The sequence below is a fragment of the Collinsella aerofaciens genome (genome assembly GCF_028209395.1).
GTDB classification, from domain to species: Bacteria; Actinomycetota; Coriobacteriia; order Coriobacteriales; family Coriobacteriaceae; genus Collinsella; species Collinsella aerofaciens_AZ.
In genome coordinates this window covers 1-20,262 of sequence record NZ_JAQLDQ010000030.1, presented here as the reverse complement: position 1 = coordinate 20,262, position 20,262 = coordinate 1, and the positions used below count along the sequence as shown (strand labels likewise).

The 20,262-nt window shown below is 62.9% G+C and carries 13 protein-coding genes; 6 read left to right on the top strand and 7 right to left on the bottom strand.

What is annotated here, in order from left to right:
- Nucleotides 1-169: 169 nt before the first annotated feature.
- The gene (locus tag PMW67_RS08955) at nt 170-1,048 is read right to left on the bottom strand and encodes a LysR family transcriptional regulator (RefSeq protein ID WP_271739544.1); all 879 of its coding nucleotides are present in this window, start codon (nt 1,046-1,048) and stop codon (nt 170-172) included.
- Nucleotides 1,049-1,281: 233 nt separating this feature from the next.
- Here PMW67_RS08955 and PMW67_RS08950 point away from each other — a divergent pair, with 233 nt between their 5' ends.
- The 4 genes from PMW67_RS08950 to PMW67_RS08935 all read left to right on the top strand — a co-directional run bounded on the left by PMW67_RS08950 (nt 1,282) and on the right by PMW67_RS08935 (nt 7,154).
- Entirely contained in the window at nt 1,282-2,163 is an 882-nt protein-coding gene (locus PMW67_RS08950; RefSeq protein WP_271739543.1) for an SDR family NAD(P)-dependent oxidoreductase, read from the top strand.
- Nucleotides 2,164-2,228: 65 nt separating this feature from the next.
- Complete coding sequence (locus tag PMW67_RS08945; RefSeq protein ID WP_271739542.1) at nt 2,229-3,485, top strand: MFS transporter; 1,257 nt, start codon at nt 2,229-2,231, stop codon at nt 3,483-3,485.
- 69 nt (nt 3,486-3,554) lie between these two features.
- Nucleotides 3,555-4,595: a Gfo/Idh/MocA family oxidoreductase gene (locus PMW67_RS08940; RefSeq protein ID WP_271739541.1), complete on the top strand. Its 1,041-nt coding sequence runs from the start codon at nt 3,555-3,557 to the stop codon at nt 4,593-4,595.
- A gap of 411 nt (nt 4,596-5,006) precedes the next feature.
- A complete protein-coding gene (locus PMW67_RS08935; RefSeq protein WP_271739540.1) occupies nt 5,007-7,154 on the top strand; it encodes a Tex family protein in 2,148 nt (715 codons plus the stop codon).
- Between the two features lie 381 nt (nt 7,155-7,535).
- Here PMW67_RS08935 and PMW67_RS08930 read toward each other — a convergent pair whose 3' ends face one another.
- Both PMW67_RS08930 and PMW67_RS08925 read right to left on the bottom strand, forming a co-directional pair.
- Complete coding sequence (locus PMW67_RS08930; RefSeq protein ID WP_199580544.1) at nt 7,536-8,240, bottom strand: transaldolase; 705 nt, start codon at nt 8,238-8,240, stop codon at nt 7,536-7,538.
- A gap of 193 nt (nt 8,241-8,433) precedes the next feature.
- The gene (locus tag PMW67_RS08925; RefSeq protein ID WP_158558636.1) at nt 8,434-9,261 is read right to left on the bottom strand and encodes an HAD hydrolase family protein; all 828 of its coding nucleotides are present in this window, start codon (nt 9,259-9,261) and stop codon (nt 8,434-8,436) included.
- A 75-nt stretch (nt 9,262-9,336) separates the two neighbouring features.
- On the opposite strand from PMW67_RS08925, the gene rlmKL reads away from it, so the two are divergent.
- Nucleotides 9,337-11,904: a bifunctional 23S rRNA (guanine(2069)-N(7))-methyltransferase RlmK/23S rRNA (guanine(2445)-N(2))-methyltransferase RlmL gene (gene rlmKL / locus PMW67_RS08920; RefSeq protein ID WP_271739536.1), complete on the top strand. Its 2,568-nt coding sequence runs from the start codon at nt 9,337-9,339 to the stop codon at nt 11,902-11,904.
- Nucleotides 11,905-11,998: 94 nt separating this feature from the next.
- Here rlmKL and PMW67_RS08915 read toward each other — a convergent pair whose 3' ends face one another.
- The 4 genes from PMW67_RS08915 to PMW67_RS08900 all read right to left on the bottom strand — a co-directional run bounded on the left by PMW67_RS08915 (nt 11,999) and on the right by PMW67_RS08900 (nt 17,510).
- Nucleotides 11,999-12,712 carry a response regulator gene (locus PMW67_RS08915; protein ID WP_233544227.1) on the bottom strand — a complete coding sequence of 238 codons (714 nt, stop codon included), beginning with the start codon at nt 12,710-12,712 and terminating at the stop codon, nt 11,999-12,001.
- A gap of 4 nt (nt 12,713-12,716) precedes the next feature.
- On the bottom strand, nt 12,717-14,342 hold the full coding sequence (locus PMW67_RS08910) for a sensor histidine kinase (protein WP_271739533.1): 1,626 nt from the start codon (nt 14,340-14,342) through the stop codon (nt 12,717-12,719).
- Nucleotides 14,343-14,445: 103 nt separating this feature from the next.
- A complete protein-coding gene (locus PMW67_RS08905) occupies nt 14,446-16,473 on the bottom strand; it encodes a KUP/HAK/KT family potassium transporter (RefSeq protein WP_271739531.1) in 2,028 nt (675 codons plus the stop codon).
- 167 nt (nt 16,474-16,640) lie between these two features.
- Nucleotides 16,641-17,510: a nitroreductase family protein gene (locus PMW67_RS08900; protein ID WP_233540832.1), complete on the bottom strand. Its 870-nt coding sequence runs from the start codon at nt 17,508-17,510 to the stop codon at nt 16,641-16,643.
- Nucleotides 17,511-17,723: 213 nt separating this feature from the next.
- On the opposite strand from PMW67_RS08900, the gene PMW67_RS08895 reads away from it, so the two are divergent.
- Complete coding sequence (locus PMW67_RS08895) at nt 17,724-20,024, top strand: LTA synthase family protein (RefSeq protein WP_271739529.1); 2,301 nt, start codon at nt 17,724-17,726, stop codon at nt 20,022-20,024.
- The last annotated feature ends 238 nt before the right edge of the window (nt 20,025-20,262 follow it).

Sequence of the window (20,262 nt, the reverse complement as noted above, 5' to 3'; positions counted from 1 at the left end):
GGGGTAATTCCTCCGTGCTCAAACATTCTCGCTTCGCTGCGAAACTGCGCGCGGAGGAAATACCCCGCCGCCCCGGGGCACCCTCCTGCGCGCAATCAGCCCGTTGTTTAAAACGGAATAAAGGTTAGTGAGGCCCTGGCCGTTTGGCCAGGGCCTCGTTTTGTGTAAGCTACTTGAGGAGTTGGGCCATGGCGTTGACGAATTTTTGGACTTGGAGGGTGGGCTCGAGCGGGTAGTGCAGAAAGACCGGCACCTCTCGCCCGCATAGAAACGGCACGCCCACAAAGGCCGGGTGTACCCCCGACCATGCGCCGCAGGTGAGCACCGCGTCGCCCTTTTCCTCGGCTTCGTTAAAGAGCGCAAAGTCAAAGCTGTCCACGTCGATCACGTCTACGCCGCCGTCTGCCAAAAGATCGATACGCAGACTGTCCATAGCGTCGTTGCCGTGACGGAGCACGCGCAGGCGCATGCCCTCCAGGTCAGCAACCGTGATACGCGTCTTGCGCGCAAGCGGGCTCGTGCGCGGCACGTCGATATAAAACGGCACGTTGACGATGCGGAGCCTTTGGCATGCGTCGCCCCAGCGTGGGGTCGAAAAGCTCGACTGCACCACATCGACCTCGCGGCCCAAGCTGCGCATGACGGTCTCGCACTCGTCGTAGAGGTCGCTTACCGGCACGATCTCAAATCGCAGCGACGGTTCCAGATCGTGAATGCCCGACCACATCGACAGCGTTTGGCGCCCCGGGCACATCATCGACACACCCAGACGCACGGCACCGCCCTCGCCCGCCGCGCGTCGGGCGCGGCGCAGCGCGTCCTCGGACTGCCGCATGATCGAGCGCGCGTCGTCCACCAGCAGTGCGCCGGCCGGCGTCACCTTGACGCCCGAGTGCGAGCGTTCGAACAGTGTGATGCCGAACTCGGCCTCGAAGCCCGACACCTGCTTGACGAGCGCCGGAGTCGACACGCGCAATTTTGCCGCCGCGCGCGAGAAGCTTCCCAGCTCCGCGGCGGCCGATATGGCCTCGAGTCGTCGATCGTACACGTCAATCTCCTGTTTCCAGACGCATGGCAATGAACTGCCGAAGGGGGTTGTTTTGGCAGGTCACACACTCAATTAAAGGCGCATCGTCTTGCAAGCTATAAACCTACGGTTAACGCCATTCTAACAAATATGCAATTCACCTGCGCAAATGCAAAGCATACGATAACCAGCGAAAACCACGTGGGTCGGTTAATGGGAGCGACCCACCGGGAGGTACAAGAAGGGAAGTTCCTATGAGCAACTGGCTTAAGCTCGAGGGCGATGTCTGCGCCGTGACTGGCGCACTCGGCGGTATGGGCGTCGAGATTTGCCGCGAGTTCGCCCGCAATGGCGCCAACGTCGTCCTGCTCGATCTGGACGAGGAGAAGGTCAAGGCCGCTGCCGCCGACCTCGCTGCCGAGTTTGGCATCCACGCCGAGGGCTGCAAGATGAACGCCACCGACGAGGCCGAGGTTCAGGCTGCTGTCGACGCCACCATCGCCAACTTCGGCCGCGTCGACGTCCTCGTCAACACCGCCGGCATCCTGCGCTTTGCCGCTATGGAGGACCTGCCGCTGAGCGACTGGGAGCAGGTGCTCAACGTCAACCTCACCGGCTACTTCATCACCTCGCAGCGCTTTGGTCGCGAGATGATCAAGGCCGGCCAGGGTCGCCTGGTGCACATCTCGACCGTCGCCAGCCACTCCCCCGAGACGTTCTCGGGCGTGTACAGCTCCACCAAGGCCGGCGTCAACATGATGTCCAAGATGCTCGCCGCCGAGTGGGGCCCCTACGGCGTCCGCTCCAACTGCGTCGAGCCCTGCTTCGTTAAGACCCCGATGTCGGCAAGCTTTTACGCCGACCCCGAGGTCGAAAAGAGCCGCAGCCGCCTGATCGCCACGCGTCGCATCGGCGAGGTCAGCGATATCGCCAACGCCGTCATGTTCCTGGCGTCCAAACGCTCGGACTTTACCACCGGCGACGCCATCAAAGTCGACGGTGGCTTCTCCAACATGATGGGCGACCTCACCGCCAAGCCCGGCGGCCGTCGCGCCTATGCCGACAACTACCTCAAGAACAAGGGTGTCGAGCTTTGGTCCGATGAGTCCGGCGTCGCCAAGCCGACTGACCAGTAAACCAACCTAACAGGGAGACCCGCGGATACGACCGCTCCTCCCCCGTATCGATTAGAAAGAGTCCCATGGCTTCCACCAACTCCAACAAGGGTCGCGCCGTCGTGCTTTCCGCCGCGTGCGTCACCATGTTCTTCATCAGCTCCATCGCGCTGTATTCCGTCGTGAGCAAGAACCTGCTCGCCGTCTACCCCGAGTGGTCCAGCGCTCTTACCTGGGCCTTCCCGGTCTTTCAGACCATCATGGCCGTGACGGGCATCTTCGCCGGCCGCATCTCCGATAAGATCGGCCCGCGCAACGTCGTGATCGCCGCCGCCGTGTGCTACGGCCTGGGCTGGTTCATGTCCGGCACCGTCACCGAGCCGTGGCAGTTCTACCTGTGGTTCTCGCTCGTCGCCGCCGTCGGCAACGGCCTGGGCTACAACCCGGCGCTCACCACCGGCCAAAAGTGGTTCATCGACAAGAAGGGTCTCGCCTCCGGCATCACCCTTGCCGCTTCGACCGCCGGCCCCGCCGTGCTGTCCCCGGTGCTCGCCTCGCTGCTCATCCCGAGCCTGGGCATCTTTGGCGCCCTCAAGGCACTCGGCGTCATCTTCTTTGTGACGATCGCCGCCTCCGCCCTGTTCCTGAAGGCCCCCGAGGCCGGCTGGCTACCCGAGGGCTTCGAGGCCCCCAAGGGCGGCGCGCACGCCGGTACCTTCGGCGACCTCACCCCGGGCGAGATGGTCAGGACCCCGCGCTTTTGGGTCCTCATCGTCACCTTCGCCTTTGCCGCCACCGCGGGCACCCTGCTCGTGGGCAAGGTTGCCTCCATCGCCGCCGTCCAGCTCTTCGCCGACCCCACGAGCGCCGCTGCCGTCGCCCTCGGCGGCGTGGTGGTCTCCGTCAACACCTGCGCAAACCTGGTCGGCCGTCTGTCCTTTGGCCAGATCATCGACAAGATCGGCGCCTACAAGTCGCTGCTCATCAGCCTTGTCGTCACCATCGTCGCGCTCGTCATCATGTCGATGAGCTTTACGCAGGGTATGTTCTTTGTGGCGCTCGCCCTGCTCGGCTTTAGCTTTGGCGCCCTGCTCGTCATCTACCCGCCGCTCACCGGTGGCGCCTTCGGTACCAGCAACATCGGCGTCAACTACGGCATCATGTTTTTGGGCTACGCCGCTTCTACCTGGATCAGCCAGCCCATCACCGCCGTGCTGTATCACGCCGAGGCCGGCAGCGCCGCCTACCAGCAGTCCTTCTATGGCGCCATCGTGATCGCCGCCATCGCCGTCGTGCTCACCGTCTACATGATGGTCTCCGACAGCAAGAAGAAGTCCGCCTAGTTTTACCGATGCGACAAAGGGACAGTCCCTTTGTCGCATTCCACCGATCACCAGTATTAAGGAGTCGAAATGTCTGAGCTCAATCCCGTCCGCATTGCCGTTATCGGCGCCGGTGCCATGGGCCGCAACCACATCCGCTTTGTCACCGAGGAGCCCGAGGCCGAGCTCGTCGCCATCGCCGACGCCTTTGAGGGCGCCCGTGCCACGGCCGAGGCCGCCGGCGTGCCGTTTTACACCGATCCCGCCCAGATGATGGACGAGGTCAAGCCCGAGGCCGTCATCATCGCCACCCCCAACGACCTGCATCTGGGCGTTGCCCGCGAGGCCGTGAAGCGCAACATCGTGCCGCTGGTCGAAAAGCCAATCTCCAACGACCTCGAGGATGCCCAGGCCTTCGCCGCCGAGGCCGAGACCGCCGGCGTGCCCGTGCTCGTGGGCCAGCACCGTCGCCACAACCCCTTCGTCAACAAGGCCAAGGAGATCATCGAGTCCGGTGAGCTGGGCAAGCTCACCGTGTCGAGCTTCCACTACATGATCTATAAGAATGACGAGTACTTTGATGTCGAGTGGCGCCGCAAAAAGGGTGCCGGCCCGATCCTGGTCAACCTGGTGCACGACGTCGACCTGCTCCGCTATCTGCTGGGTGAGCCCGTTGCCGTCCAGGGTATGCAGTCCAGTGCCGCCCGCGGTTTTGAGACCGAGGACTCCGCCGTGGTCAACGTCCGTTTTGCCGATGGCGCGCTTGCGAGCATGACCATCTCCGACGCCACCGCCAGCCCCTGGAACTGGGAGGCAACCGCTCGCGAGGATCCGCAGTACCGCCCCTTCGACGCTGACGCCTACTTTATCGGCGGAACCTTGGGTGCCCTTTCGCTGCCCCGCCTGCACCAGTTCTCCTACAACGGTGCCTCCAACTGGCACAAGCCGCTGCAGATGGAGATCCCGGCCGTGGACCCGGCGCTGCCGCACAAGATGCAGCTCAAGCACTTTGTGAAGGTCGTCCGCCGCGAGGTCGAGCCCGTCGTGACCCCCGCCGACAACGTTAAGACGCTCACGCTGCTTAACGCCATCAAGGAGGCCGCCGAGACCGGTCAGCTCGTCGAGCTGTAATGCCTTAAGAGCGGCCGCGGCGGAAACCCCATGCCGAGCCCCTCGGTCCGCCACAAATAAGCCCCTCTTCTTTACCCCGCGAGCAGCCTCCTGCCCGCGGGGCTTTTTGCTACTTCGCTGACGATTTTTCTGAGATGGGGGCCTTTTTGCACCTCAGCTTGATTCGTTCGCCACGAAAGCGGCCTATCTACTACGTTTAACCGATCGCCCTCAACCATGCCAAATTTCGCGGAATAAAAACCGCAGGTAAACGGCTTGCCACTTTTCGGAAAACCGGGGGATGGTCGACCCACACGGTTCAAACGTAGTAGATAGGCCGCTTTCATGGCGCGGCCCCAAAACAGTCTTTTGGGACGGGTGGTATCCTTGGTAGCTCTGTGCTGCAAACGCACCTTAAACGCAAGGAGTCCCATGGATCTTATCGCCCAGCTCGCGCGCGAGCTCAACCTTAAGGCCGCCAACGTCGAGGCAGCCGTCAAGCTCATCGACGAGGGCAACACCATCCCCTTTATCTCGCGCTACCGTAAAGAGGCCACCGGCGGCATGGATGACGTCGCCCTGCGCGCGCTCGACGAGCGCCTGTCCTACCTGCGCAATCTTGAGCAGCGCAAAGAGGACGTCATCCTGCTCATCGACGCGCAGGGCAAGCTCACGCCCGAGCTTGAGCAGCAGATTCGCGAGGCCACGCAGCTCCAGCGCGTCGAGGACCTCTACAAACCCTACCGCAAAAAGCGCATGACCCGAGCACAGAAGGCCCGCGAGGCGGGACTCGAGCCGCTCGCCAATATGATCATCATGCAGGCCTCGGCCAAGGGCAGCGCGCTCGACGCCGCCGCGGCATACGTCAACGAGGAGGCCGGCTTCGGCACGCCCGAAAAGGCGCTCGCCGGCGCCGCCGACATCGTGGCCGAGACGGTGGCCGAGGACCCCGAGAACGTCGCCGATCTGCGCGCCTTTACGCAAAACACCGCCGACATCGTCGTTGAGGCCACCGACCCCGCCGAGAAGACCCCCTACGAGCCGTACTACAGCTATGACGAACCGCTGCGCCGCATCCCCAACCACCGCGTGCTGGCTATCGACCGCGGCGAGCGCGAGGGCAAGCTCCGCGTACGCGTGAACGTCGACGGTGCCGCCGCCACGGCGCGCCTCGGCAGCCGCTGGCCCCGTCGCCAGGGCGTCTTTGCGCCCGTCTTTGACGCCGCTATCGCTGACGGTTACAAGCGCCTCATGGCCCCCTCGCTGGAGCGCGAGGCACGCGCCAAACTCACCGTCCGCGCCCAGACCGAGGCCATCAACGTCTTTGCCAAGAATCTCGAAGGCCTGCTCTCGGCACGCCCCGTGCGCGGCGCCCGCGTGCTCGCGCTCGATCCGAGCTACCGCACCGGCTGCAAGGTCGCCGTCATGGACGAGACCGGCAAGCTACTCGACCACGGCGTGGTCTATCCCACCAAGCCGCGCCACGACGTCGCCGGCACCAAGCGCGAGCTCGCCCGCCTCGTCAAGAAGGACGGCGTCAACACCATCGTCATCGGCAACGGCACCGCCAGCCGCGAGACCGAGGAAGTCGTCTCGGAGTTCATTACCGAGCAGGCGCCCAGCCTTCGTTACACCATCGTCAACGAGGCCGGCGCGTCGGTGTACTCCGCCTCCGAGCTCGCCAGCCAGGAATATCCCGACCTGGACGTCACCGTACGTGGCGCCATGAGCCTGGGCCGCCGTCTGCAAGACCCGCTGGCAGAGCTCGTCAAGATTCCGCCCCAGTCCATCGGCGTTGGCCAGTACCAGCACGACCTTGACCAGGCCGAGCTTTCGCGCACCCTGGGCCACGTGGTGGAAGACGTCGTCAACCGTGTGGGCGTCGACGTCAACACCGCGAGCGCAAGCCTGCTGGGCTACGTGTCGGGCATTACGCCGAGCGTAGCCAAAAACATCGTGGCCTACCGCGAGGAAAACGGCGCCTTTACCGATCGCCGCCAGCTCAAGAAGGTCCCCAAGCTGGGACCCAAGGCGTACCTCAACGCCGCAGGTTTCCTGCGCATCAGCGGCGGCAAGAACCCGCTCGACGCGACAAGCGTCCACCCCGAAAGCTACGAGGTGGCCACGGCCGTCCTGGAGCGCGCCGGCGTTGCGGCAAGCGAGCTCAGCCGCGGCGGCGTGCCCGATATCGAGCGCCGCCTGGGCAGCATCTCGGCGCTGGCAAGCGACCTGGACTGCGGCACCTTAACGCTCATCGACATCGTCAACGAGCTCAAGAAGCCCGGCCGCGACCCGCGCGACGACGCGCCCGAGGTGGTCTTTAGCCGCTCGGCGCTTTCGATCGACGACCTGGAGCCCGGCATGGAACTCAAGGGCACGGTGCGCAACGTTGTGGACTTTGGCGCCTTCGTCGACGTGGGCGTGCACCAGGACGGCCTCGTGCACATCTCCAAGCTGGCCAACCGCTTCGTCAAGCACCCCAGCGACGTGGTGCGCGTCGGTGACACGGTCAAGGTGTGGGTTGAAAAGGTCGATCGCGACCGCAAGAAGATCTCCCTCACCATGGTGCAGGGGAAGTAAACCGCCAAAGCAAGGGTCCCCCCTCTCGCGACGTGCAAAATCGCGAGTATTCTGCAAATTCCACCGTTCCGGATGCCCCTCAGAGACGAAAAAGCAAGAAACAGCCCCCGTTTTAGCGTCATCAGAGCCAAAACGGGGGCTGTTCCATGCTTCACCCAGCTGGTAAAAGCCTTTACCTTGCTGAATACTCTCAATTTTGCACGGCGCAGGCGGGGGTACCTTTGTCCACGGCAGGATATGGAAGCCTATCACCAACCTACCGGCAAGTTCGTGTCGGCAGCCCCGGCCTTTCCTTTGCCTAGCGCGACCCTCGCGAAGCGCGTGAGCGATAGGGAAAGGAAAGGCCGGGGCGAACAACCCGCGATGTAGCCAGCGTTCGCGTTACGGCAGGATATGGAAACCGAGCGAGGCGATATCCTTGGCAAAACCGCGCACGGTATCGAGCGAGACCTCGTACGGGTCACGGCCGATGTTCTTACGCTTGGCCAGGATGCTGTTGGGCACCGTGATGATCTGGCAACCGCATCCTTCCGCCTGGTAAATATTGATAAGCTCACGCGTGGATGCCCACAGGACCTCGCAGTTGGGCTTGGCGGCGGCCTTCTTGACCGACTCCGTCATAAACGGAATGGGGTCGACGCCGGTATCGGCGATGCGGCCGGCAAAGAGCGAGATGATGGACGGTGTCTCGGCATCAACGGCCTCGACCATCTCGTCGACCTGCGTAGGCGTAAAGATGGTGGTGACGTTGACCTTGATGCCGTCGGCCGAAAGCTTGCGCACCAGCTCGGCGGTGGACTCACCCTTGGTGGTCACGCACGGAATCTTGACGTAGACGTTCTCGGCCCAGGTAGCGATCTCGCGGGCCTCGACCTCCATGGTCTCGACGTCGTCGGCAAAGACCTCAAACGACACGGACACATCGGTGATGTGGGCCAGGACCTCCTTGGCAAACGCGCGGTAATCCGTCACGCCGCCCTTCTTCATAAGGGACGGGTTGGTCGTGAAACCCTGAACGTTGCCGTTCTCGTACATGTCGAGCATGCCCTCGAGATTTGCACCGTCAGCGAACACCTTGATTGCCATCTGCCTGATTCCTTTCGTTAGCATACGGCCGATAAACTGCTAAACACTTTACCTACGTTTATCAAGGCGTGAACTGCGGGTTTTTATCTTCTCGGCGAACGGTATAAACACCTCAGTGTTTGGATTGATAAATCGATTGAGCATGCAAAAGCAAAGAGTCGCAGTTTGAGCAAACGTCAGAAGGCGAGATTCATTAGATGAGGCCGAAATGTTGCATCGCTGTGACGGTGCCATCGTGTGCGACATCGTCGGTCACGTAGTCGGCGACTGCCTTGACCTCGGGCATGGCGTTGCCCATGGCTACAGCCGTCTCGACGGCGGCGAGCATACCCAGATCGTTGCCGGAATCGCCAAAGCCAAAGGTGCGCGCGTTGCCGGTGCGACCCAGGTATTCCAGCGCTCGCGCCACGCCCACGCCCTTGTCGATGCCCTTGGGGCTCAGCTCGCGATTCTGACCACCGGTGTTGCACAGCTCAAACTCGCGCTCGATAAAGCCATCGTCGTTGGCTACGCGAGCTAGGTCGCACGCGTTAATGCACACCTTGCCTACGCGCAAATGCCCATCGACGCGCATCTGATCAACGCCATGCACCACGCCGGCGCCTAGCAGAAATGACTGTTCGACACCAACTGGCTCAAGTGAATAGGTGGCACCGTTCGTCTCGAACAACGCCTCGCCGCCCGCCACAGTAATGCGACGCGCGAGCTCCTCAACAATGTCCTCGTCAATGCAGTCCTCGTGTGCCACGCGGCCCTCGACCTCGAGCGTGGCCCCCGCCATGGCAACGACGCCCGCGGGGTCGAGCGCACGCAAACTGTCCGCGATGAGCCACAGGGGACGACCCGTGCAGATAAACGCCTTGTGCCCCGCATCGCGCAGTGCATGGAACGCCTCAACCACCGTCTGCGAAGGGCGAACCGCCGAAAAGTCCTTATCGGTCATATCGTCGGGATCGAACGACGTCAGCGTGCCGTCCACGTCAAAAAAGAGCACAGCGGGTTCGGGACACGCATCAATCATATGGGTTCCTTTCGAGGATAAGGGCAAACGAAGCATCCATCATATAATGGAGCGACGCAACCAGAGAGGTCACCCATGGAATTTTACGCAAGCTGCCCCGAGGGCTTTGAGTCCGCACTCGCCGATGAGCTTAAACGCCTCGGGCTTTCGCATGTCCGCCGCCTGAAAGGCCGCGCTACGTTTGAGGGCGAGCTCGAAGAAGGCTACCGCGCCTGTCTGTGGTCGCGCCTGGCGAGCCGCGTGTTCGTGGTACTCGGGCGCTTTGAGGCGCAGGATGCCGATGAACTGTACGATAGCGTTTACGACATCGCCTGGGAGAGCATCGTCCGCCCCGGCGCCACCATCGCCATTACCGCCCGCGGCGTGACCGAGCAGCTGCGCAACACGCGCTTCTCGGCCCTGCGCGCCAAGGACGCATTGTGCGACCGCTTGGCCGAAACCACGGGCCGTCGCGCCGATGTCGACGCCGCCGATCCCGATGTTCACCTGCTGCTTTCGCTGCGTCAGCGCCGCGCGAGCATCAGCCTGGACCTTTCGGGCGACCCGCTGTTCAAACGCCTACCGCCCGCAGCGACCCGCGCCGGCGAGGGCGCGCACGTGCTGCGCCCCGACTACGCCGCCCTGGCGCTGGCGCAGGTCGGCTGGACCGCACTATGCGAGCGCGAGCTGACGGCCGACGATTACGAGAACGAAGCCCTTCCCACGCTGATCGATGCCTCGTGCGCCGGCGGCGGTCTGCTGCTGGAGGCCGTGAACATTCTGACCGACCGCGCCCCGGGCGCCGCACGCGAGCGCTGGGGCTTTGAGGGCTGGCAGCTGCACGATGCCGCCCTGTGGGAGCAGCTGCTTGCCGAGGCGCGCGAGCGCGAGACGGCAGCACGCGAGCGACAGGCGCGCATCGTGGCCGTAGACATCGACCCCGCCGCCCGCAAGACCGCAGAGCGCATGGTCAAGTGCGCCGGCTACAAGCGTTTTGTCGACTTTTGCGCTGCCAAGCCCGCCACCGTGTTGGACCATGCAGGCGCTGTCGCCGGCGCCGCCGTGGTCGCGGATACGACCGAGACACCGCTTTCGCTCATGCACGACGCCATGACGCTGATCGGCGAGCTGCGCCGCGCGCCCGAGCTCGCTTCGGCACCGGTCGCCGCGCTCACCCGCGATGGCCTTATGGCCCGCGCGCTCCATGCCGAGTCTGCGCGCTCCATCGCTGTCATGCCCAATAACGAGGAGGCGGCTATTGAGGTTTGGCCCTCGCTCGACCACGCCGCCGCGACATTCGAAGCTGCGACCAGTGCGAATGCCGAGGCCGAGGTTACGGATGCCAACGAAGTCAACGACGAAGCCGCCGCTTCCGCCATGCCCGAGCCTGCCGCCATGCTCGACCTGGGCGACGGCAAGCCGCTGCCCGTGCTCATCCCCGAGTCGGAGCAGTTCGCCAACCGCCTGCGCAAAAACGCCCGCCTGCGTCGCAAGTGGGCAAAGCGCGAGGGCGTGAGCTGCTACCGCGTCTACGATGCCGACCTGCCCGACTACTCCGCCGCTATCGACCTGTACGAGGGTTGCCCGCAGACGCCGGGCCGCTGGCTCGTCATCGCCGAATACGCCGCGCCCAAGACCATCGACCCCGCACTGGCCCAGGCCCGTATGCTCGACATTCTGGCCATCGCGCCGCGCATCCTAGATGTTCCCGCCGAGCATGTGCACGCCAAGGCCCGCATGCGTTCGCGCGGCGGCTCGCAGTACGGCAAGCAGGGCGCCGGCAAGGGCGGCTCGGGTGAGCGCGCCAATATCGCGCGTCGTCGCCTGCCGCTCATCGAAGAGGGCGGCCTCACCTTTGCCGTCAACTTTGACGACTACCTGGACGTCGGCATCTTCTTGGACCACCGCGTCACCCGCAACCTGGTGCGCGAGCACGCCAAGCAGGCGCGCCGCTTCCTCAATCTGTTTGCCTACACCGGCACTGCCACCTGCTACGCGGCAGACGGCGGCGTCGAGGAGACCGTGACGGTCGACCTCTCCAACACCTATCTGGACTGGGCCGAGCGCAACATGCGCCAGAACGGCTTTGTGGGGCCTCAGCATCATTTTGTGCGCGACGACGTGCTCGCCTGGATTCGCGACCAGCGCCAGACGCGCAACCGCTGGGACCTGATCTTTGTCGACCCGCCCACGTTCTCGAACTCGTCCAAGATGGGCCGTCGCACCTGGGATGTTCAGCGCGACCATGTTGAGCTTTTGGCCGGCGTATCGCGCCTGCTCGCGCAGGGCGGCCATGCCATCTTTAGCTGCAACCTGCGCGGTTTCCGCCCCGAGACGCGCAAGCTTGCGCGCGCAGGCGTGGTGCTGGAGGACATTACGGCGCAGACCATCCCCGAGGATTTCGCGCGCAACCAGAAGGTGCACCACTGCTACATCGTGCGCCGCCTGCCCATCGAGGACGCCATGGCCGAGGTCGGCTTTAGCGTCGAGGAGATTGCCGAGCGCGTTGAGGAACTGCGCAACCCCGAGGCCCGCAAGCCCCGTGCGGCAGTACCCGCACACGCGCAGGCCGGCAACGACAAGTCCAACTTTGCCGGCAAACCCTCCCCCGCCGGCAAGCCCAAAAAGAAAAAGTTCTACGCCAGCAAGCCCAAGGGCAGATAACAAAGTTGCGGTGGAATACGGACTGTTTTGCCTGGAATTAGGCAAATTTAGACCGTATTTCACCGCAACTCATATTGGGATGGTGGTTGGCGATCTAGCCTTGGGTAACTAGGCGGTAGCCAATGCCTACGTGCGTCTGGATATAGCGCGGATGCGCGGGGTCGGACTCAATCTTCTTGCGCAGCGTGCCCATAAAGACGCGCAGGCTCGCCAGGTCGCTCTTGGTCGCCGTGCCCCAAATCTCGTGCAGGATAAACTGGTGCGTCAGCACCTTGTCGGCATTGTGTGCCAGCAGGCACAAGAGCTTGTACTCAATCGGTGTCAGATGCAGCTCCTCGCCATCCATCGCGGCGATACCGGCATCAAAATCGATATGCAACTCGCCGGTATCGAACGAGCCCTCGGAGGAAACGCCGCCCGTTTGCGCATACGAAAGGCGCCTGAGCGTCGTGCGAATGCGCGCGAGCAGCTCCTCGACCGAAAACGGCTTGGTCAGGTAATCGTCGGCGCCGGCATCGAGCGCGCGGATCTTGTCCGCGTCCTCGCTGCGCGCCGAGACCACGATGATCGGCATGCCCGACCACGCGCGCACCGACTCCACCACCTTGACGCCGTCCATATCGGGCAGGCCCAGATCGAGCAGCACAATGCTCGGCGCCTGCGACGAGGCGGCGGCGATGGCAGCATGTGCGGTCTCCACGGCCATATGGCGCAAGCCGTGCGCCTCGAGCGCGGCAACGATGAGGTTGCGGACGGCGGGATCGTCCTCAACGACTAAGATGAGCGGTTTCACGGCAGAGTTCGGCACAGCGCTACTCCTTATCAAACGAAACGTCGGCGGCGGGAAGCTCGATCGTAAAGACCGAGCCGTGCGGGTCCGCCGCGGCAACCTCTATGCTACCGCCATGCGCCAGCGCAATGGAGCGGCAAAGCGAAAGCCCCAGGCCCACACTGCGTCGGCTATCGGCCAAACCATGGTTGGCGGTGTAGAACGACTCAAAGATACGCTCGCGGTCCTCGGGAGCAATGCCCGGGCCGTCATCGGCCACCGAGCACGCCACGCGTCCATCGCCGGCGTCAATCGAGATCACGATATGCGAGCCTGCGGGCGTGTAGGTAATGGCATTGTTCACCAGGTTTACCACCAGCTGCACCATCAGGCGCGCATCGACATTGACGAGCGCCGGCTCATCGCTCGCCACCACCTTAAGATCGTGCTCGCGCACGGCCGGATTTACATGGCGCAGCGCCTCCTCGACGATATCGTCCATGAGCTCGAGCGTGGTCGACAGATGCATGCCGCCGCCCTCGAGTTTGGTGATGGCGAGCAGGTTCTCGACGGTGGCGTTGAGCCACAGCGCATCCGAGCGAATGGATAGCAGCAGGCCGCGGCGCGTCTGGGCATCGAGCACCGCGGTGCCGGTCGAGCCCTGGTCGAGCAGCACGTCGGCATTACCCGAAATACTGGTAAGCGGCGTGCGCAGATCGTGCGAGATGGAGCGCAGCAGATTGGCGCGCAGCTGCTCATTTTTGGCAAGCACCGCCGCCTCCTCGCGGGCCTCCATGGCGCGAGCGCGATCGAGTGCCAGCTCGCCTTCGCTCACGATGGCATCGGCAAGTGTCCGCTCCTCGTGCGTCAGCACGTCGGGCTCGGCAACGATAGCCAGCACGCCCACCACCGAGGCGGGATCGCCCGCGCGCACCATGGTGTCGCCCGAGCGCACGGTCAGGTAGATGCCGTAGAACGCCGAGCCGCCGTAGGTGGCATCGAGCGGCGTTCCCACATAGGCGGACGCCGAGAGCCGCGGCGGCATCTGCGGCGCCAGTTCATGCACCGGCGCGACATCGCCCACGGCCGTGTATGTCGCACGCGGCAGCAGGTCATCGCCCTCGGCGTCGGCGCTGTACCACACGACAGGACAGCCCGAAAGACGCGCCAGCTGCGTTGCCATAGCATGGACAATCTGCTGCTGATCGGCGCAGCGCTGCAGCATGCGGTTGGTCTCGAGCACCATCTGCGTGCGGCGGTCGCTGGCGGCGGCCTGCGCTAAGGCACGGCGCAGGGCAAGCGAAATCGAGCTCGACACGAGCGAGACCGCAAACATGATAAAGAACATGCCGGGATAGACGCGGTCGATAAACGACAGCGAGTAGCGCGGGTCGACAAACAGGAAGTTGTAGAGCGCCACGGCGGCAGCCGAACTCAGCAAGCAATACAGGCGGCTCCAGGTAAAGAACGCGCACAGCTGCACGGCGAACACATAGACGATCATGATGCTCGGCGCGAGACCCGGATGGTCGAGCAGCGCGCCCACAATCGTCGCCGCGACCAGCAGCCCCGCCGACACGCAGGCGTCATACAGAGGGCTGCGACGCGTCAACGTCGTGCGCCGCCACCAAAAGTTCTCGGCCATATCGCCGTCCGTACGGACGTCCATCAGCGCCCTGCCCCTCTCTCAAAAACAAAAACCACCACAAAGGGGACAGGCACCTTTGTGGTGGTTTCCCCTTGTGGTGGTTCCAAGTGTATAGCCTTGCAGTCTACGGACGCTCGTCGGGAGCCAGGCGCTGCATCTTGCTCACGGCCTTAAACTTGGTGAACAGCGGCACGTACTCAAAGCTCACGTTGGAGTTCTCCAGGCCGTACCAGCGCGCAGGCGTGCCGGCGGCGCGGCGGATGATGTACTTGAGCGTGATGGCCGTACGCTCGCTCGGCTCCACGTCGCTTTCGGGTGCCAGAAGCTTGCGAATCATGACGAATTTGAACGTACCGATGTTGCCCGGATCCTTGTAGACCGAGTAGTCATGCGTCTGCGCCGGCAGCTCGCCGGTGGCAGCCAGGTCCTGAACGACCTGACGCAGATAGGCATTGACGCGCTGGTTAATCTTGTAGCCCAGGTACAGATGCACGCGGAACACGTAGTCGGTGCCGAACGTCTCGACCGAATAGGCAAAGGTATGCGGCTCGTCCATGGTCTCGACATTCACGAACCACCAGGCGCGAGCGCGCTTGGGATGCTTGTCCAAGATCGAGTAGACGATATCACGGTCGATGTAATCGGTATGGGTGTCCTTGGTCAGGTACACGATGTTGTCGCTCAGGCGCTCGTAGCGATCATCATCGCGCAGGCGCTTGAGCTGCGGCAGGTAGCTGCGCAGCGGCAGCAGCGTAAACTGGCGCTGCTCAACAGCCGTACCGTTGTACCAGCACACCATGATGCCCATGATGAGCGCGGCCATGAGGATGGTGAAGTAGCCGCCGTGGAAGAACTTGGTGAGTGAGCTCACGAAGAAGAAGCCTTCGAGCAAAAGGAAGAAAGCCGCGAAGATCCACGGAGCAACCTTGAGCTTGCGCTCCTCGTGCAGGTAGAAGAAGAGCAGCAGCGTGGTGCACATCATAGTCAGCGTAATGGCAAGGCCGTAGGCGGCTTCCATATGCGCCGAGTTCTGGAACAGCAGCACCACGATGACGCAGCCGACAAGCATGACGTTGTTGACCATGGGGATGTAGAGCTGGCCCTTGGTCTCGGCAGGGTAGAAGACCTGCATGTGCGGCATGAGATCCAGACGGCTGGCCTCGGACACCAGCGAGAATGCGCCGGTGATGAGCGCCTGCGAGGCGATGATGGCCGCGACGGTGGAAAGGCCTACGGCAAACGGGCGCAGGCCCGGGGCGAGCATCTGGTAGAACGGGTTGAGATCGGCAATGCCCATGAGCTCGGGGTTGGCAGCGTTGTTCATAAGCCAAGCGCCCTGGCCCATATAGGACAGCAGCAGACAGCACTTAACGAACGGCCAGGTAGCGTAGATGTTGCCGCGGCCGACGTGGCCCATGTCGGAGTAGAGCGCCTCGGCACCGGTGGTGGCGAGGAAGCAGCTGCCCAGGATCATGATGCCCGCGTGGTTGTTGGGGCTCAGCAAAAAGGCGATGCCGCGCACCGGGTTGAGGCACAGCAGCACGGCGGGGTGCTGGAAGACAAAGAACAGACCCGTGCCGCCCAGGAACAGGAACCACAGCGTCATGATGGGGCCAAAGGCGTGACCGATTTTGGCCGTACCGATGCGCTGTACCAAGAAGAGCACGATGATGATGGCGAGCGTAATGGCGACGACGCGGCCCTGGTCATCGCCCAGCACGGCATGGACCGCCGGGATGGTGCGCAGGCCCTCGATGGCCGTGGTAACGGTAACGGCCGGCGTCAGGATGCCGTCGGCGAGCAGCGCGGCGCCACCCAGCATGGCAGGGATGATGAGCCATTTGCCGCAGCGCTTGACCAGGCTGTACAGGGCAAAGATGCCGCCCTCGCCGTGGTTATCGGCACGCAGCGAGATCAGCACGTACTTGATGGTGGTCAGCAGCGTGACCGTCCACACGACAAGGGAGAGCGCGCCGAGCACGAACTCCTCCGTAACGCTTCCGATGCCGCCGTTGCCGGCAACGAGCGCCTTGGTTACATACATAGGGCTGGTGCCGATATCGCCGTACACCACGCCCAGCGTGACGAGCATCGCCGAGATGCTCACAGGAATCGCAGCGTGCGAGGCTGCCTCCTTGGCCTTTTGTTCCATAAGCCGGTTTCCTCCCAACTTTAATGTTCGAAGGAATTATAGGTAATCGGCCCACGTTTGAATGGCACTGTTTTCCCAGCTAAATAAACATTTATACGGCCTTTAGGCCACCTCGGCGATATGGAATGTGACAAAGGGACTGTCCCTTTGTCACATCACCGCATTCGTTACTTGCCGAGCCAGTTTTTGAACCACCACTCCATGGAACGGCTCATCTCGGCCATAAAGGGGCTCGTGTGCTTGCGGGTGTAGATATCCACCACGCGCTCGCCTACCTCGCGGGCATGCGGACGGAACATCGCGTCCATCTCGGCCACCTGCGCGTCCATGGTCGTGGCGCCGGCGCGGCAGTAGCGCTCCTCGTGCACCAGGTTCACCACGGGGTGCGCGATTGCCGGGCGCTCCTTACGGGGCGTGCCGATGATGAGCATCGACAGCGGCATGGTATAGGGCGGCAGATCGAGCAGCTCGGCGACTTCCTCGGCATTCTCGACGATATCACCGATGTAGCAGCTCCCCAGCCCCAGGGCCTCGGCGGCAACCACGGCGTTTTGCGCGGCGATCACGGCATCCTGGGCCGCGATCGCAAAGTCGCCCAAACCCGGCGCGCGGCGGGGCGCCTTGCCCGTGCGCTCGACAAACTCGGGCTCAAAGCAGCCCACGTGCTCAAACAGATCGATCCACTTGGCATAATCGACCACAAATATAAGTGCCCAGGGCGCCTTGGCGATCATGGGCTGGTGATCGCACAGGTCGGCCAGACGATCCAGCGTAGCCTGCTCGCGAATGCTCACGATGGAATACATCATCATGGCGCCTGCCGACGGCGCACGACTCGCCGCATGCAAAATCGCCGCCCGTTGCTCGTCGGTCACCGCCACGGGGCGGTCGTCGTCATCACGCGCGAAGGCACGCGTGGAGGAACGGTGCTCCAACGTGTCCAGCACCGCGTTGCCCGTGGTCTCGACCGGATAGCCGTACGTATCGACCGCCGCTCCATCGCCGCCCATGTCCGCCTTGCAAACCTGCTCGCTCATCGCCCTACCCTCGCCATTTCTTTAAGAAGCCTTTACGTTTCCGTGTAATTCCCGTCCATTATCGCGCAGGTCGCCGCTACATTGCGCAACACCGCCACGCACGCGCGTTATTATGGCTGGTTGTTGTGCGCAGTCACCAAATGCAGCGCATATCTTGGTAACAATCGGGTAAACCCCCGCTTTCGTAGGTTTTAGTTTGTGAGGAGTCTCAGCATGTTCGCTGCCGCCATCTCGCTCGTCGGTCTTGCGGCGACCGTCTACCTTGTCTTGCGCGAGGCCAAGGCCATTCGCGCTCAGTCGGGCACCGTCGCCAAAAGTGCTCTTGGGTGGAGCGTCGCCTTCGGCCTGTTCCAGGTCTTTTTGACTATTTGGGGCGCCGTGGGCCTCGTCGCTCAAAACGAGCCGCTCGCCTTTGTGATGCTCATCCTGACCAACGCCATTCTCACCGGATGCGCTTGGGCCAGCATCGCCCGCGACCGCTTCGCCCCGCGCGTCTTTGCGTTCGCCGAGCCCGACGCCCCCGCCCCCACCGGCAAGCTCGCCCGCCTGCGCGGCGCCTTTGTGGGCAAACCGCTCGTCGCCGCCGTCTTGTGCCTACTGCTCGCCGGCGTCTTTGCGCTGCTGGGCATGGAGGTCTCGTCCAACCACGACTTTACCTGGGCCTACCCCCTGTGCATTCTGCTCGAATGGGCCATTATCACCGTGCTCATGGTCGGCTTGTTCTTCCTATTCCAGCGCCACGGCGCAGCTCCCGCGGTCCTGGCCTTTGCCCTCTTTGTCCTAGGCATTGCAGAGTTCTTTGTCATCACGTTTAAATCCATGCCCATCCAGCCGGGCGACCTTTCGGCCATCTCCACCGCCGCCGCGGTCGCCGGCAACGGCTACACCTTCTCGATCTCGCTGTTCTGCGTGCTGTCCATGGGCTTTACCGCCATCGCCATGCTGCTGTGCGAGTACGCCGGCCTGGTGGCACCGCACCGTCAGAAGGGTGCCGCCAACGCCAAGCGCATGCTGCTCACCAACCTGCTCGTGGCAGTGCTGTGCCTGGGCGGCGTAACCGCGCATGTCACGCTCATCGACTACTACAACACCCTCGGCATCACCGTCTACACCTGGCGCCCGCTCGAGAGCTACTGGCGCGAGGGCTACCTGCCCGCCTTTATTAGTGCGGCACAGTCCATCAAGCCGCCCAAACCCGCCGACTACTCCGTCGACGATGCCAAGGCCACGCTCAAAAAGTACGCCAAGGCCTACGACAAGTCCGACGCCGCCAAGAGCGACGAGCGCGCCGCCGCAAAGGAGCAGTTCGACAGCGAGAAGCCCACGGTCATCGCCATCATGAACGAGACCTTCTCGGACCTATCCATCTACCAGAACATGCGCGCCGGCTACGAAGGCCCGCAGTACTTTAAGAGCCTGTCCAACTGCCTCAGCCGCGGCAAGCTCTACGTGAGCGCCTACGGCGGCGGCACCGCCAATACCGAGTTTGAGTTTATGACCGGCAACTCCATGGCCAACCTGGGCTCGGGCGTGTACCCCTACACCATCTACAACATGGAGACGACCGGAAACTTAGCCGAGCAGTTCAAGTCGCTCGGATATTCCACCACGGCCATGCACCCCAACCACGCAACCAACTGGAACCGCGAGAACGTCTACAAGGATTTTGGCTTTGACCAGTTCCTGTCCATCAACGACTTCCAGGGAGCTGACACCCTGCGCGGCATGGTGACCGACCAGGCGACCTACGACAAGATTCTTGAGCTGCTCGACCAGAACGCCGATCCGCAGTTTATCTTCGACGTGACCATGCAGAACCACTCGGGCTACGACACGGGCCTGCTGCCGGTCGACAAGCAGATGCACCTGAACATCGACACGACCGACCTGGACGCCAAGACCGTCGAGGACGGCACGCTCTCCGATGTCGACGAGTACGTCTCGTGCATCGAGCAGTCCGACCAGGCGCTGCGCTACTTCCTCAACGCCTTGAGCAAGCTCGACCGCAAGGTGGTCGTGGTGTTCTGGGGCGACCATCAGCCTTTCTTCCCGTCCAAGTTCAACGATAAGTGGTTTACCGGCGAGGACGACGCCACCCACCAGGAGCGCTTGTGGCAGACCGACTACATCATTTGGGCTAACTACGACGTTGCCGGTTGTAACCAGACGAGTGAGGTCGACGACCTGTCCACCAACTATCTGTCCACCCAGCTGATGCAGCTGATCGGCGCACCACTGACCGACTACCAGAAGGCGCACATGACGCTGCGCGAGTCGCTGCCCGCCATCAACTCGGTGGGCTACGAGGACGCCAGCCTGCGCTGGGCGCTCTCCTCCAACGTCACCGGCGACGACGCCGTTGCCGCAGCCGCCACCAAGGCACGCGAGGATTACGCCAAGATGCAGTATTACGAAATGTTCCGCGACGGCAAGAACGTCTATACGGAGCACTTCCAGACCGAGGCCAACGAGACCGACCCCAACCTGGCGCCGGGCACAACCAAGATTAAGTAGCTGCTAGCTGCTGAGCCACAACTGAAACGTCTGTCCAGGCGGAGGCATATAAGGTTCCCTGCTCGGACAGTCCTGCGCAAGACGAAGGCCACATTAAGTGGCCTTCTTTGCGTGCGGAACTCGCGATGAACCTTATATGCCTCCGCCTGGACAGACGCCTTGTTGTCGTAACGGTGACGCATAATTTCTTTCGCAAATTGACAACCGCATAGCGGAACACGGCCCGCGCCCCGTCATA